We start from the raw sequence: 14,369 nt of genomic DNA, 5'->3' as shown, positions 1-14,369 counted from the left end.
TCATCAATGGTGTTGTCCTGTCGGTTTTGGATCAGGTACGGCCGCACCCGGCGCGGCTCCCGAGTCGAGCCCGATGCCGTCGCCGGTTCCGTCTCCCGTGCCGTCGCCTATCCCGTCGCCGGTGCCGTCGCCGGTGCCGTCAGGGTCTTCGCGCTGACCGGTCCCGGTGCCGTTGTCGTCCAGCGACGAGTCGCAGGAGATGTCCCCGGGCTGACACTGGTCACCGCCCTGGTCGCCGTTCCCGTCACCGTCGTAGTCGCCGTAACCACCGTCGCCGTCGTCGGGGTTCTCGGTCGCGGTCGGCGTCGGCGAGGGTTCGGGCTTGGGCGCGAGGTTCTTGTCCGTACCGACGTTGGCGGGCGGCGGGAACTGCATGACCTCCTTGCCGCGCATGGCCTCCTGCATGAAGGCGTGCCACACGCGGGTGGGGTAGGTCGCGCCCTGGATGTCGCCCAGCGAGATCTCGGCGTTGGTCTTCTTCTGCTGGCGGTACATGCCGACCGCGGTGGACAGCTGCGGGGTGAACCCGACGAACCAGGCTTCCTTGTTCTCGTCGTTGGTTCCGGTCTTGCCCGCGACCGGCCGGTCGGACAGGGCGGCGGCGCGGCCGGTACCCCTGGGATCCTTGATCACCTGCTGGAGCGCGGCGACGGCGTCGGCGGCGCTGTCGGGGCTGATGACCTGGGTCGGCTGGTCGTTCTCCTTGAGCACCGTCACCTTGTCACGGTCGAGAACCTTGATCACGACGTGGTTGTCGTAGTGCTTGCCGGCGTTGGCGAAGATCGAGTAGCCACCGGCCTGCTCGACCGGGGTGACCTGGCCCGAACCGATCGTGATGGCGAAGGCGTGACGCTGTTCCGCCTCCTTGAGCCGCTCCTCGTTGATGCCCGCGCCGGAGGCGATGGCGATGACCTTGTCGAGGCCGACCTCCTCGCCCATCTGCACGAAGGCGGTGTTGACGGACTCGGCGGTGGCCCTGGTGACGTTCACCGAGCCGCCGGGGATGTCGTGGGAGTTCTTGATCGGGTTGGTGCCCGGCGCCTTGATCGGACTCTTGCCCGACAGGTAGCTGTTGAGGCTGTTGCCCGCCTCAAGCCAGGCGGCCAGCACGTAGGGCTTGAACGCCGAGGCCGCCTGCTTCTGCGACATGAACGCGTCGTTCCACTCGGTCTTGGTGAAGCTGGGTCCGCCGTAGAAGGCGAGCACCCGCCCGTTGCGGGGATCGACGGCCGCCAGACCGGTGTGGATCTCGGGGGACAGGCCCGAGGTGTTCTCCTGGACGGCCTTCTTCGCCGCGAGCATCAGCTTCTTGTCGAACGTCGAGTAGATCTTGTAGCCCTCCCGCTTGACGTCCTCCTCGCTGATCCCCCGGCGGTTGAGCTCCTTGAGCACCTCGGTGATCATGTAACCGTTGATGCCCTTGTAGTAGTCCTTGTTCGCGTAGGTGACCCGCTTGGGAGCCGTGGGGGTCTTGGTGGGCAGCGAGCCGTACTTGTCGGGGAACATCTCGGCCATGCCCTTGATCACGTAGGTGTAGCGCTCCTGGGTCGGTGCCAGGTTCTTGGCTATCTCCGCGCGGTCGAAGGCGTCGGGGTTCTGGATGCGGCCCGCGAGGTAGGCGCCCATCTCCGGGGTCAGCTCGTCGACGTTCTTGTTGAAGAACGCCTTGGCCGCGGCCTGGATGCCCTTGGCTCCGCGGCCGAAGTAGATGGTGTTGAGGTACTGCTCAAGGATCTTGTCCTTTGGCAGCTCTTTGTTGATCTTGATCGCGACGAAGATCTCCTTGATCTTCCGCTGGATCGAGACCTCCTGGCTGAGCCCGTCGTAGTAGTTACGGGCCATCTGCTGGGTGATCGTCGAGGCGCCCTGGACCTGGGTGCCGCTGAGCGTGCTCCACACCGACCGGGCCATGCCCCTGAGGTCGATGCCGCTGTCCTCGCGGAAGCTGCGGTTCTCCGCGGCGATCACCGCGTCCTTGACGTGCTCGGGCACCTTGTCGATCGAGACGATCGTCCGCTTGACGCCGAGACGGGCGAGCACGGTCTTGTCGCTGTAGTAGATGACGCTGCCCTCGTCGTCCGCCTCCGCCTGTGTGGTCTTGGGCACCGGCGTGTTGGCGTAGGCGACGGCGATCATGCCGAAGATGCCCGCGGCGAAGATGGTGAAGCCAGCGACCACGATCTTCCAGCTCGGCACGAAGCGCTTCCAGCCCGTGCGCCGCGGCTTGCGACCGTCCTCGTCGTCAGGGCCGCCGGGGCCGCCGGGGCCGCCGGGACCACCACCTCCGCCGGGACCCATGGGGCCACCGCCGCCAGGACCGTCGAGCTGCTCGGCGCGGCCCTGTCCCTGGAAGTCGGCCCGCGCCGCGGAGCCGCGGCGCGCGCGCCTGCGTCCGCCGGGGGCCACCGGGCCTCCTGAGGCGCCCGTGCTCATCTGTGTGGCCGGTCCCGCCGCCTGCATGGGCGAGCCGATCTGGGTGGCCTGGTCGTCCATGGCCGCCCGCGCGCCGGGTCCCGCCTGCGGGGCGGCCTGCGGCATGGGGGACTGGTGCACGGCCGTGTGGGCCGTGGGCGACGAGCCTCCGGCCTGGGCGGCCAGCATGGCCTGGGTGTCCTCGAAGGCGGCCTCCGCCCTGCGCCCACCGAGCGGGGGCGCTTCCTGCCCGCCCTGCCCAGGACCAGGGGCACCGTAAGGCGGCCGTCCCTGGAAGTTCGGCTGGGGGTAAACCTGGGTCGCCTGACCGGCGTCTCCGGTTTGGGGAAGCGGTGGCGGGGGAACCGCGGAGGAAGCGGCTCCCGTGCCTGAGCGACGGCGCCGTCCCTGGCGAGACGCGTCAGGGGCTTGAGAGCGCCCGTACGGCTCCGGGTCATGGCTGTTGCTGTAACTCACGCGTCCTCGTTCGGTCATCGGGGTCTACGACGGCGTGCAGGCGGGTGAGATTACCGCGTGAACGCGATCTTTCTCAGCGCCTTGGCTCACTGGTAGCCGCCCCTTTGGGGCGGATCTCCGTTCCCGAGGACGGGTGAGGCCGTCAGCTGGTTCCACGGACCACGATGGCAGACCACCCCCATCCGAGCGTGGAATTTCCCACATTGGGAAGTGGTCTTGGCCATGCCGGGGGGCAAGCCCGCTGCCGCTCGCTGTGACCACATAAGCGCCAGACTACGGCTTTTTACTGTTTGCGCCCAACCTCTTGGGAAAGTCGTTAATTGCAGAGATATGTTGGCCCGACGTATCCTCAGGATGTATCGGCTCGATACATCGACGCGAGAGGTGGTGGTTTCCCGTGGCCGGCGGACGTGGCGGCGTGCTAGAGCTCGCCGTGCTCGGGTCGCTGCACGAGACCCCGCTCCACGGTTATGAGCTGCGCAAACGGCTCAACTCTCTCCTCGGGATGTTTCGCGCGTTCTCCTACGGCTCGCTCTATCCCTGCCTTCGTCAGCTCCTGACCGACGGGCTCATCGTCGAGGACGACGACTCGGACGTGCCCACCGCCGAGAGCCCCATCACGCTCACCGGCAGACGCTCCAAGATCGTCTACAAGCTGACGACGGAGGGGAAGGAGCGCCTCCAGGAGCTGCTCACCCAGGCCGGTCCCTCCGCCTGGGAGGACGAGAGCTTCGGCGTCCACTTCGCCTTCTTCAGGCACACCGAGACAGAGGTGCGGCTGCGGATTCTCGAAGGCCGCCGCAGCAGGCTCGAAGAGCGGCTCGACGGTGTCCGTACGGCTCTGGCCAGGACCCGGGAGCGGCTGGACAGCTACACGCTAGAGCTCCAGCGTCACGGTCTGGAGTCGGTCGAACGCGAAGTGCGCTGGTTGAATGAGCTGATCGCCACGGAGCGACGGAGTTCCGCGTCCGAACAGGAGCGACGCTCCACACAGGAAGGGACCTCCCGGGCGCCCGCGCCCGGCACGGATAACAGGGGGCGGCACCCCGCCTCGGAAGACAATTGACCATTAAGAACAAGGGGAGCGAGTGCCATGGGTTCGGTGCGCGTAGCCATTGTCGGTGTAGGCAACTGCGCCTCGTCGCTCGTGCAGGGCGTGCATTACTACAGGGACGCCGACCCGGGTAGCCGGGTGCCGGGCCTGATGCACGTCAAGTTCGGTGACTACCACGTCGGCGACGTCGAGTTCGTCGCCGCCTTCGACGTGGACGCGAAGAAGGTCGGGCGCGACCTCTCCGAGGCGATCGTCGCCTCGGAGAACAACACCATCAAGATCTGCGACGTGCCGCCGCTCGGCGTCACCGTGCTGCGCGGTCACACCTTCGACGGTCTCGGCGAGTTCTACCGCGACATGATCGAGGAGTCCGACGAGGCCCCGGTGGACGTCGTGCAGGTCCTGAAGGACAACAAGGTCGACGTCCTCGTCTCCTACCTGCCGGTCGGTTCCGAGGAGGCCGACCGTTTCTACGCCCAGTGCGCCATCGACGCCAAGGTCGCCTTCGTCAACGCGCTCCCCGTCTTCATCGCCTCCGACCCCGTGTGGGCGGAGAAGTTCACCGAGGCCGGTGTGCCGATCGTCGGCGACGACATCAAGTCGCAGGTCGGCGCCACCATCACGCACCGGGTGATGGCCAAGCTGTTCGAGGACCGCGGCGTCGAGCTGCTGCGCACCTACCAGCTGAACTTCGGCGGGAACATGGACTTCATGAACATGCTGGAGCGCAAGCGCCTGCAGTCCAAGAAGATCTCCAAGACCCAGTCGGTCACCTCGCAGATCCCGCACGAGATGGGCAAGGCCGACGTGCACATCGGCCCGTCCGACCACGTGCCGTGGCTCGACGACCGCAAGTGGGCCTACGTCCGCCTTGAGGGCAGGTCCTTCGGCGACACCCCGCTGAACCTGGAGTACAAGCTGGAGGTCTGGGACTCCCCCAACTCCGCCGGCATCATCATCGACGCGGTCCGCGCGGCCAAGATCGCTCTTGACCGGGGCATCGCCGGGCCCATCCTGTCGGCCTCCTCCTACTTCATGAAGTCCCCGCCGGAGCAGTACTCCGACGACGAGGCCAGGGAGTACGTGGAGAAGTTCATCCGTGGCGAGGTCGAGCGCTGAAGCCCATCCCGCCGATGACAAGGCCCTCCACCCGGTCCGGGCGGAGGGCCTCGCCGTACGGCCGGGCGAGCGGGTCGAGCCGTCAGGCGGGACGGGCGGCGGGCGGCAGCTCCGCCGGGTCGGCGACCGGCCAGCCGAGCGGGTCGTCGCCGAGCTTCACCAGGTGGGGCACCTGCTCGCGGCACCAGGGGGAGACCGCGAGGTCACCGTTGAGCACCCCGGCTGCGAACTCCCGCCACGGCATCCAGCGCGTCTCCCCGACCTCCTCGGGGTTGGGGACGGCCTCGGCGTCGACCACGGCCCGGTAGACCGGGCACAGCTCCCGCTCGACGATCCCGCTGTCCATGACCGCGCGGTAGGAGAAGTCCGGCACCACCAGGTCGACACCGGTGACGGACAGACCGAGCTCGTGGGAGAGCCTGCGCAGCACCGCGCCGGACAGCGGTTCGCCGGGCAGCGGGTGCCCGCAGCAGCTGTTCGTCCACACCCCCGGCCAGGTGATCTTGTGCGACGCCCTGCGGGTGAGCAGCACCCGTCTCAGGCCGTCGAACACGTAGCTGGAGAAGGCGAGGTGCAGAGGCGTGTCGGAACCGTGCACCGTCGCCTTGGGCGCCGTGCCGATCGCGTTTCCCTCAGGGTCGACGAGCACGACGTGTTCATCAGCTGTCACCCGACCGAGGGTACGTGACCATGTCAGCTCGTTCTTCCTGATCAGCGTTACGTCATGAAAGGTGATGAAGTGTCCGGCAAGGCGGGTTCCTCCTGACGTCGTGGTCGATTCGCCACGCGTAGGCTGAGCCCGTGTCATTCGCATCCGACCTACGCGTACTGCTGAGGGGCCAGGACTTCAGGCGGCTGTTCGGTACCCGTCTCGCCTCCCAGTTCTCCGACGGTGTCTTCCAGTTCGCGGTGACCGGATTCGCCTTCTTCAGCCCGGAGAAGAACACCAGCGCGGCGGAGGTCGCCGTCGGGCTGGCCGTGCTGTTCCTGCCGTACTCGATCCTCGGTCCCTTCGTCGGCGTGTTCATCGACCGGTGGTCCCGGCGCCAGATCCTGGTGGTCGCGCCGATGGTGCGCGCGACACTGCTGTTCCTGGCCGCCGCGCTGCTGCTCGTCGGCGTCCCCGACGGGGTCTTCTACGCCGCAGCGCTCGCCGTGCTCGGCGTCAACCGTTTCTTCCTGGCCGCCCTCGGCGCCTCGTTGCCGCACGTCGTCCCCGGCGACCGGCTGCTGGCGGCCAACGCGGTCACCCCCACCTCGGGCACCGTCGTGACCTTCGTCGGCGCGGGGCTCGGCTACCTGCTGAACCGGCTCCTCGGCGGCGACCACCGCAGCACGGCGGCACTGCTGATCATCTCCGGCGTCACCTTCGGTTCGAGCGCGCTGATCGCCAGGACCATGGACAGGCGGCTCCTCGGCCCGGTCCACGACGCGGACAGGCCGCAGGCCGGCCAGGCGCTGCGCAACGTGGTCGGCGGCCTGGTCGACGGCGCGCGTCACATCGCGGGTCACCGGGCCGCCGCGGCCGCGCTCGGCGCGATGGCCACCCATCGCTTCGTGTACGGCATGTGCACGGCGATGATCGTGATGCTCTCGCGCAACCACTTCGCCCACAGCGCGGAGAACGCGCTGGACGTGGCCTCCCTGGTGCTGGCCACCTCGGGGGTCGGCTACGCCCTGGCCGTCGTGCTGACGCCGTGGGCGACCGAGCGCTTCGAGATCGACACCTGGATCCCGACCATGCTGGCCGGCGCGGGGGTGCTGTCGTTCGCGCTGTGCGCGCCGTTCCAGCAGTGGGGCTTCGCGGTCGGCGGTTTCGTGCTCGGCCTGGCGGGACAGAGCATCAAGATCTGCACCGACACCCGGGTGCAGAGCGACATCGAGGACGTCTACCTCGGCCGGGCCTTCTCCCTCTACGACATGCTCTTCAACGGCACCTACGTGATCGCCGCCGCGATCGCCGCCGCGCTGCTGCCCGCCGACGGCAGGTCCATGCTGGTGCTCGGGCTCATCACCGCCGGATACCTCGGCGGCGCCGTGGTCTACCGGGCGGTCACCTCGGCGGATCGATCGAGAACGCCGCTGCCGTCATCGCGGTCGTGACCAGGCCGAGGTCGTCGCCGATCGAGTAGGGCGGCATCGTGTAGAGCAACCGCCCGAACGGCCGCAGCCAGACCCCGTGATCCATCACCACGTCCTGGACGCGCCGGACGTCGATCGGCTCGTGGGTCTCGATGACGCCGATCGCGCCGAGCACCCGCACCTGCCTGACGCCGGGTGCCCCGGCGGCTTCGGCCAGTCCCCGGGTCAGACCTTCCTCGATCAGGGCGACCTCCCGCCGCCAGGGGCGTTCGGCCAGCAGGCCGAGACTGGCGCCCGCGACGGCGCAGGCCAGCGGGTTGCCCATGAAGGTCGGGCCGTGCATGAGCGTCCCGATGCCCTCGGCGACCCGCTCCGTGCACAGCGTCGCGGCCAGGGACATGTAGCCGCCCGTCAGCGCCTTGCCCAGGCACATGATGTCGGGGCGGATCCCGGCGTGGTCGCAGCCGAACAGCTCTCCCGTCCTGCCGAAGCCGGTGGCGATCTCGTCGGCGATCAGCAGCAGGCCGTACTCGTCGGCCAGCTCGCGAAGCCTGCGCAGGTAGGCGGGGTGGTAGAAGTGCATGCCGCCCGCGCCCTGCACGACCGGCTCCACGATGATCGCCGCCAGCTCGTCCGCGTGCGCGGCGACCGTCTTCTCCAGGTGGGCCAGGTAGTCCTCGTCGAGCGCGGCGGGCGGCCGGTCGGCGAACACGTGCTCGGGCAGGGCGCCGGAGAACAGGTGGTGCATGCCGTTGACCGGGTCGCAGACGGCCATCGCGCCGAAGGTGTCGCCGTGGTAGCCGCCCCTGACCGTGAGCAGGCGGCTCCTCCCGGTGAACTGGAAGGCCATCTTGATCGCGACCTCGACCGCGACCGAGCCCGAGTCGGCCAGGAAGACCCGGGGCAGCCCGGTCATGTCCGCCAGGGTGCTCGCCAGCCGTACGGCGGGCTCGTGCGTGAGGCCGCCGAACATGACGTGCGCCATGTCCCCGAGCTGGTCGGTCAGCGCCTGGTTGAGCCTGGGGTGGTTGTAGCCGTGGACGGCCGCCCACCAGGACGACATGCCGTCGACCAGGCGCCTGCCGTCGGCGAGCGTCAGCCGTACCCCGTCGGCCCTGGAGACCGTGTACACGGGCACGGCCGGAGGCACCGAGGCGTAGGGGTGCCACACGTGCTCACGGTCGAGGGCCTCCCAGGAGAGGTTCAGGACGAGATCCCGTTCTCCTCGGCCCACTCGCGCAGGGCGAGCGCGGCGGTCTCCTTGCCGACGACCCCCCTGTCCAGGCGCATCTCCAGCAGGAACTTGTAGGCGCGTCCCACGACGGGCCCCGGGGGCACGCCCAGGATCTCCTGGATCTCGTTGCCGTCGAGCTCGGGACGGATCTTGCCGAGCTCCTCCTCCTCGGCCAGCCTGGCGATGCGCTCCTCAAGCTGGTCGTAGGTCTGCGACAGCGTCTGGGCCTTGCGCCTGTTGCGGGTCGTGCAGTCGGCGCGGGTCAGCTTGTGCAGGCGGTCGAGCAGGTGCCCGGCGTCGCGGACGTAGCGGCGCACGGCCGAGTCGGTCCACTCGCCGGTGCCGTACCCGTGGAAGCGCAGGTGCAGCTCGACCAGCTTGGAGACGTCGGAGACCACGTCCTTGGGGAACTTCAGCTCCGTCAGGCGCTTCTTGGCGAGCTGGGCGCCGACCACCTCGTGGTGGTGGAAGGAGACCCGACCCCCGGCCTCGTGGCGGCGGGTCTTCGGCTTGCCGACGTCGTGCAGCAGCGCGGCCCAGCGCAGGATGCCGTCCGCGCCGTTCTCCTCAAGGCCGATCGCCTGCTCAAGCACGATCAGCGTGTGCTCGTAGACGTCCTTGTGCCGGTGGTGCTCGTCGATCTCCAGGCGGAGCTTGGGCAGCTCGGGCAGGACGTGGGCGGCCAGGCCCGTCTCGACCAGGATCGTCAGCCCCTCGCGGGGGTGGGCACCGCGGATGAGCTTGTCCAGCTCGTCGCGGATGCGCTCGGCCGAGACGATCTCGATGCGCTCGGCCATCGCGGTCATCGCGGCCAGCGCCGCCGGATCGACCGTGAAGCCGAGCTGGGCGGCGAACCTCGCGGCCCTGAGCATCCGCAGCGGGTCGTCGTCGAAGGAGCGCTCCGGGGGGCCGGGCGTGCGCAGCACCTTGGCGTGCAGGTCGTCCAGACCGCCGTGGGGGTCGACGAACTCGCGTGAGGGCAGGCGCAGCGCCATCGCGTTGACCGCGAAGTCACGCCTGGCCAGGTCGCCTTCGAGCGTGTCACCGTAGGCCACCTCCGGCTTGCGCGAGGCGGGGTCGTAGGACTCGCTGCGGTAGGTGGTGATCTCCAGCTGCCAGCCGTCCTTGCGGGCGCCGACCGTGCCGTAGTCGATGCCGACCGTCCAGACCGAGTCGGCCCAGCCGCGCACGAGGTCGAGGACGGCCTCGGGGCGCGCGTCGGTGGTCAGGTCGAGATCGTTGCCTATCCTCCTGAGGAAGACGTCACGAACCGATCCGCCGACGAGGGCGATCTGGTATCCCTTCGCGGCGAACAGCTCGCCGAGTTCGTCGGCTACGGGGGCGATCTTTCTAAACAGTTCGCTCATACCGTGCCGCTGCTTCTCAGTCAGGTTTGAAAGGGACAAGCCGGGTAGGTCCTTCGGTTACGGAACATGTTCCCCACTGGGGATACACCTCAAGCGATCACCAGATTACGGTCGGTCAAGAGACCGTCGGGGGCGTGCGTCGAGGCTAGTCGAGGCAAGGAGCACACACATGAAGGACGCCCTCGCGATCCACCGCTGGCTCCTCGCACACCAGGTTCATCATGAGATCGTACGCCTTCCCCGTGTGATGACGTGCGCCGAGGAGCTGCCGGAACTGCTGGCCGTGAGCCCGGCGACCTGCGTCGTGGTGACCGTCTTCGAGGCCACGACCTCCGTGGGGCGAGAACCCGTCGCCGTCGTCGCCTCCGCCGCCTCCCCGCCCAAACTCGGCGCCGTCGGCGGCGCGCTCGGCGCCCGCAAGGTCAGGCCCGCCTCCGCCTTCACGGTGAACTCCGCGACCGACTACGCGGCCGGGCTGGTCTGCCCGCTGCTGCTGCCCGACGGACTGACCACGCTGGTCGACGAACGACTCGCCCGCGCCGGCGACCTCGTCCACACCCCCACGGGTGAACGCCGTACGGCGCTGCTCATCAGAACGGAACACCTTCTGTCGCTTGTTTCAGGGAAGACCATCGACCTGGCCCAATCCCGGTCACGGAGGGAGCAGGTGACCTTCCCGCTCGCCGGATAGGCCATAGCATTACGGGCGTGCGCCGTACTCGACCCCGGGCCAGCGCGTGATCCGCAAGGCCACGCTGCTCGCCGTACTGACCGCCACGCTGCTCTCCCCCGCGGCCGTGGCCGTTCCTGGTACGGCGAGTGCCCAGACGACTGAGACCGCCGCCGGGCGGCAGGCGCCCCAGCTGGTGATCGGCGCGCTGACGCCGGACGTGACCCGTGAGCCGACTACCGAGATCAAGTTCTCCGGCACCTTCGTCAACACCGGGACCCAGACGGTCACCGGCATGCGGCGCAGGATGTACTACTCCTCCCAGCCGTTCCTGCGGCGTTCCGACATGGAGGCCTACGTCGGCGGAGTGGGCGCCCAGCCGACCTCCTGGCGCGACGAACTCGTCCTGCAGCCGGAGAGCCTCGCGCCGGGGGCCAAGGCCTCCTGGGACTTCACCTTCACCCCGCAGCAACTGAGCCTGACCCGTTTCGGGGTTTACCCGCTCATGGTCGAGGTGCGCGACGTCTACGGGCAGCCGATCGCCGTCCAGCGCACCTTCCTGGTCCACATGCCCGTCGGCACCCAGGTGGCCCGCACCCGGCTGGCCATGGTGCTGCCGATCGTCGACCAGCCCCGCAGGGCCGTCGACGGCGTCTTCCTCGACGACACCCTGTCGGCCTCCATGGCTCCGGGCAAGCGCCTGGGCAACCTGCTCAAGCTCGCCCAGAGCACCGCCTCGGCCAAGAACCTCACCTGGGTCCTTGACCCCTCCCTCATCGACGACGCCCAGACCCTGGGCGAGCCGTACTCGGTGAAGGTCAAGGACAAGGTGGAGAGCCGTTCCGGCGACACCGCGGCGGCGGCCTGGCTCGGCGACCTGCGCACCGCCCTGGTCAACGAGCCGGTCGTGGCGACGCCGTACGCCGACCCCGACGTGGCGGCGCTGGCCCACGGCGGCGTCGACGACTCGGCGAAGACCGCGGTAGAGGCGGCCAGGCTGGTCGGCAGCAGGGCCTTCGGCCGTGACCTCATCACCACCCTGAACTGGCCGGCCAACGGGAAGATCGACTACGACGGCCTCGACCTGCTCGCCGCCCAGGGCGTCAAGACCGTGCTGCTCGACGAGGCCGCCCTGCCGCCGACGACGCCTCCGGCGACCACGCCGGACGCCTCGGCGACCCTGAACACCGTCAACGGCCCGGTCACCGCCCTGCTCACCGACAGGACGCTGAGCGAGGCCCTCGGCGCGGACGTCACGGTGCCCGGCGCCGCCGTGCTGAGCCGCAGGCGCTTCATCGCCGAGACCGCGATGCTCGCCGCCGAGCCGGTGACCACCCGGCGGACCGTGATCGCCGCCCCCCAGCGGCGCTGGTCCCCCGACCCCGCCTATGTGACGGACCTGGTCAAGACGGCCGCCTCGCTGCCGTGGCTGGCTCCGGCCAGGCTCGACTCGATCAGGCCGGGCAAGGGCCTCGCGCCGCAGCGGGCCGACCTCACCTACACCGAGCAGGACCGGCGCGCCGAGCTGGCCAAGCCGTACATGAAGAGCGTCAGGCGGGTCGGCCGCCGCGCCGACCTGACCTCGGCGATCACCAAGGCGCAGGACTTCGACGTGTTCGACCTGGCGCTGCTGCGGCTCTCCTCCTCCGCCTGGCGGGAGCGGGGGGACGCCGCGACGCCGTACGTCGAGCAGGTGGACACGGCGGTCGACGACCGCATCAAGCAGGTCTCCATCACCGGCAACGAGCAGTCCCCGTTACGCACGCTCGCGGGCACCAACGGCGAGGTGCCGATCAGCGTCCGCAACGGCCTGACCGGGGCGGGCAGCGAGGTCTCGGTCCGCCTCAGGGTGACCTCGGAGCAGCCCAAACTGCTGAAGATCGAGACCTACGAGGACCACCGGACCATCCTGGGCGGTCAGAGCGACACCGTCAGGGTCCCCATGACGGTGCTGGCCAGTGGCCAGACGACGGTCAAGGTCCAGCTGATGACGGACGACGGACGCAGGTACGGCGCGCCCGTCGAGATCACGGTCCGCACGACCGGCTACACCGGGATCGCCCTGGTGATCGTCGGGGCGGCCCTCATGGTCCTGCTGGCCGCGGTCGTCCTGCGCGTCCTGCGGCGCAGGGGAGGCCGCCGGGCGGCGGCGGCCGTACCACCGAGGCGCGCGAGCGCTCCGGCGGGCACCGAGTCGTGACGGCCCGGCGGCCCGGCGATCTGGCGAGCGATTCGAGCGATCTGGCGGAGGAAGAACGATGAGCAGGGTGCTGCGCGCGAGCGCGGTCATGGCGGCGGGCACGATGGTCTCCCGCGTCACGGGATTCGTCCGTACGGCGGTGCTCGCCGCGGCCATCGGCACCCTCGCCCTCGGCGACGCCTACAACGTCGCCTACACGATCCCGCTCATCCTGTTCGACTTCCTCATCGGCGGCGTCCTGAGCAGCGTCGTGGTGCCGATGATCGTCAAGCGGCAGCGCAACGACCCCGACGGGGGCCGGGCCTACGAGCAGCGGCTGATGACGCTCGGGATCATCGTGCTGACGCTGGTCGCCGTGGCGGGCGTGCTGCTGGCCGGGCCGCTGATCAGCCTCTACAGCGCCGACTGGAACCCCAGGAAGACCGAGGTCGCGGTCAGGCTCGCGCAGTTCATCCTTCCGCAGATCGCCTTCTTCGGCGTCGGCGCGATCGCGGGCGCGATCCTCAACACCCGCGACAGGTTCGGCGCCCCGATGTGGGCGCCGGTGCTGAACAACATCGTGATGATCGGCGTCGCCCTGACCTACTACCTCACGCTGGGTACGGCGGGCACGAACATCGGGACCGTCAGCGACGCCAACCTGGCCCTGCTCGGTCTCGGCACGACCGCGGGCATCGTGGCCCAGTGCGCGGTGCTGGTCGTCTCGCTGCACCGGGCGGGCTTCCGGTTCGTGCCCAGGCTCGACCTGCGTGAGGCGGGCCTCGGCGAGATGGGCCGCACCGCGGTGTGGACGTTCGCCTACGTCGGGATCAGCCAGCTCGGCTTCCTGATCACCACCAAGCTCGCCTCCGGCGCCGGTGAGCGGGCCCCCGGCGCGGGCAACTCCGCCTACGCCTACGCCTACCAGTTCTTCCAGCTCCCCTACGGGATCATCGCGGTCTCGGTGATCACGGCGATGCTGCCGAGGATGAGCAGGGCGGTCGCCGACGAGCAGTACGGCGCGGTCACGCAGGAGTTCTCCTCCGGTGTGCGCCTGATCTCGGCGCTGCTGGTGCCCGCCGGGCTGCTGCTGATGGTGCTGGGCCCCGCGGTGACCGTGCTGATCTTCTCCTGGGGCAACATGACCGTCGACTCGGCGGTCTACATCGGCAACGTGCTCCAGGTCTTCGGGCTGGCGCTGGTGCCGTTCTCGCTCTTCCAGCTCCTGCTGCGCGTCTTCTACTCCTTCGGCGACACCAGGACGCCGGTCTTCGTCGCCGTCGGCAACGTGGCGGTGAACGGCCTGCTGAGCCTGCTGGCCTACCTGACCCTGCCCGCGCAGTACATCGTGATGGGGCTCGGCTTCTCCTTCACCGTCACCTACGTGCTGGGCACCGCGGTCGCCTGGACCCTGGCCAGCCGCCGGGTCGGCGGTCTCGGGGGACGCGCGGTCGCCGCGGGCCTGTCACGGATGTACGTCGCGGCCCTGCCCGCGGCGCTGCTGGCGCTCGGTGTGCTGTGGGTCTCCCAGGAGCTGACCGGCCTGAACGCGCTCAGCGCGGCCGTGATGCTGTCCGCCGGTGGCGGCCTCGGTATGGTTCTCTACTTGGCCATCGCGCACCGGATGCGCATCCCCGAGGTCAGTTCGGTCGTTGAAATGGTCGCGAGCCGGGTACGCCGGTAATCCGAGAACCTGGTCCCGGCGTCTGACAAGGAGAACACGGGCGGAACCTGCGCGCGACTAACATGGTGCAACGCGTGTGACGACATGCGGC

Annotated in this window: 10 protein-coding genes; 6 read left to right on the top strand and 4 right to left on the bottom strand. The window is 69.3% G+C overall.

Going from position 1 to position 14,369, the window contains the following annotated elements:
- Positions 1–3: 3 nt before the first annotated feature.
- Positions 4–2,601 (bottom strand): transglycosylase domain-containing protein, encoded by a 2,598-nt coding sequence (locus ABZ463_RS32670; protein WP_362781982.1) that lies wholly within the window; start codon positions 2,599–2,601, stop codon positions 4–6.
- A gap of 685 nt (positions 2,602–3,286) precedes the next feature.
- Here ABZ463_RS32670 and ABZ463_RS32665 point away from each other — a divergent pair.
- Both ABZ463_RS32665 and ABZ463_RS32660 read left to right on the top strand, forming a co-directional pair.
- Positions 3,287–3,955, top strand: coding sequence for a PadR family transcriptional regulator (locus ABZ463_RS32665; protein WP_352013649.1), 669 nt, complete (start codon positions 3,287–3,289; stop codon positions 3,953–3,955).
- 27 nt (positions 3,956–3,982) lie between these two features.
- On the top strand, positions 3,983–5,062 hold the full coding sequence (locus ABZ463_RS32660) for an inositol-3-phosphate synthase (RefSeq protein WP_352013648.1): 1,080 nt from the start codon (positions 3,983–3,985) through the stop codon (positions 5,060–5,062).
- Between the two features lie 82 nt (positions 5,063–5,144).
- On the opposite strand, the gene idi is transcribed toward ABZ463_RS32660, so the two are convergent.
- Positions 5,145–5,732 (bottom strand): isopentenyl-diphosphate Delta-isomerase, encoded by a 588-nt coding sequence (gene idi, locus ABZ463_RS32655; protein ID WP_362781978.1) that lies wholly within the window; start codon positions 5,730–5,732, stop codon positions 5,145–5,147.
- 131 nt (positions 5,733–5,863) lie between these two features.
- Here idi and ABZ463_RS32650 point away from each other — a divergent pair, with 131 nt between their 5' ends.
- The gene (locus ABZ463_RS32650) at positions 5,864–7,165 is read left to right on the top strand and encodes an MFS transporter (protein ID WP_362781975.1); all 1,302 of its coding nucleotides are present in this window, start codon (positions 5,864–5,866) and stop codon (positions 7,163–7,165) included.
- Here the strand turns inward: ABZ463_RS32650 and ABZ463_RS32645 are convergent.
- Together ABZ463_RS32645 and ABZ463_RS32640 are read right to left on the bottom strand one after the other, a co-directional pair.
- Positions 7,116–8,378 (bottom strand): adenosylmethionine--8-amino-7-oxononanoate transaminase, encoded by a 1,263-nt coding sequence (locus ABZ463_RS32645; protein WP_362781972.1) that lies wholly within the window; start codon positions 8,376–8,378, stop codon positions 7,116–7,118. The genes ABZ463_RS32650 and ABZ463_RS32645 overlap by 50 nt on opposite strands.
- The gene (locus ABZ463_RS32640) at positions 8,348–9,745 is read right to left on the bottom strand and encodes a CCA tRNA nucleotidyltransferase (protein ID WP_352013644.1); all 1,398 of its coding nucleotides are present in this window, start codon (positions 9,743–9,745) and stop codon (positions 8,348–8,350) included. The genes ABZ463_RS32645 and ABZ463_RS32640 overlap by 31 nt, the downstream gene beginning before the upstream one ends.
- A gap of 169 nt (positions 9,746–9,914) precedes the next feature.
- On the opposite strand from ABZ463_RS32640, the gene ABZ463_RS32635 reads away from it, so the two are divergent.
- Genes ABZ463_RS32635 through murJ form a run of 3 tightly spaced genes read left to right on the top strand, consistent with a single transcriptional unit; the run spans position 9,915 to position 14,278 of the window.
- Positions 9,915–10,436, top strand: a complete 522-nt coding sequence (locus ABZ463_RS32635; protein WP_362781969.1) for a YbaK/EbsC family protein — start codon at positions 9,915–9,917, stop codon at positions 10,434–10,436.
- Positions 10,437–10,482: 46 nt separating this feature from the next.
- Entirely contained in the window at positions 10,483–12,615 is a 2,133-nt protein-coding gene (locus tag ABZ463_RS32630) for a DUF6049 family protein (protein WP_352013642.1), read from the top strand.
- A 58-nt stretch (positions 12,616–12,673) separates the two neighbouring features.
- Positions 12,674–14,278, top strand: coding sequence for a murein biosynthesis integral membrane protein MurJ (gene murJ / locus ABZ463_RS32625; RefSeq protein ID WP_352013641.1), 1,605 nt, complete (start codon positions 12,674–12,676; stop codon positions 14,276–14,278).
- The last annotated feature ends 91 nt before the right edge of the window (positions 14,279–14,369 follow it).

The organism is Streptosporangium sp. NPDC020145 (genome assembly GCF_040631275.1).
Lineage (GTDB): Bacteria > Actinomycetota > Actinomycetes > Streptosporangiales > Streptosporangiaceae > Streptosporangium.
Note: the sequence above shows the minus strand (reverse complement) of the source record. Positions and strands in the feature narration are given on the sequence as shown.

What these genes read in the sequence shown, in the direction of transcription:
- ABZ463_RS32670 (WP_362781982.1), bottom strand. Translation starts at nt 2,601, where the DNA reads ATGCTGGCCGCCCAGGCCGGAGGCTCGTCGCCCACGGCCCACACGGCC.
- ABZ463_RS32660 (WP_352013648.1), top strand. Translation starts at nt 3,983, where the DNA reads ATGGGTTCGGTGCGCGTAGCCATTGTCGGTGTAGGCAACTGCGCCTCG.
- ABZ463_RS32640 (WP_352013644.1), bottom strand. Translation starts at nt 9,745, where the DNA reads ATGAGCGAACTGTTTAGAAAGATCGCCCCCGTAGCCGACGAACTCGGC.
- ABZ463_RS32635 (WP_362781969.1), top strand. Translation starts at nt 9,915, where the DNA reads ATGAAGGACGCCCTCGCGATCCACCGCTGGCTCCTCGCACACCAGGTT.
- murJ (WP_352013641.1), top strand. Translation starts at nt 12,674, where the DNA reads ATGAGCAGGGTGCTGCGCGCGAGCGCGGTCATGGCGGCGGGCACGATG.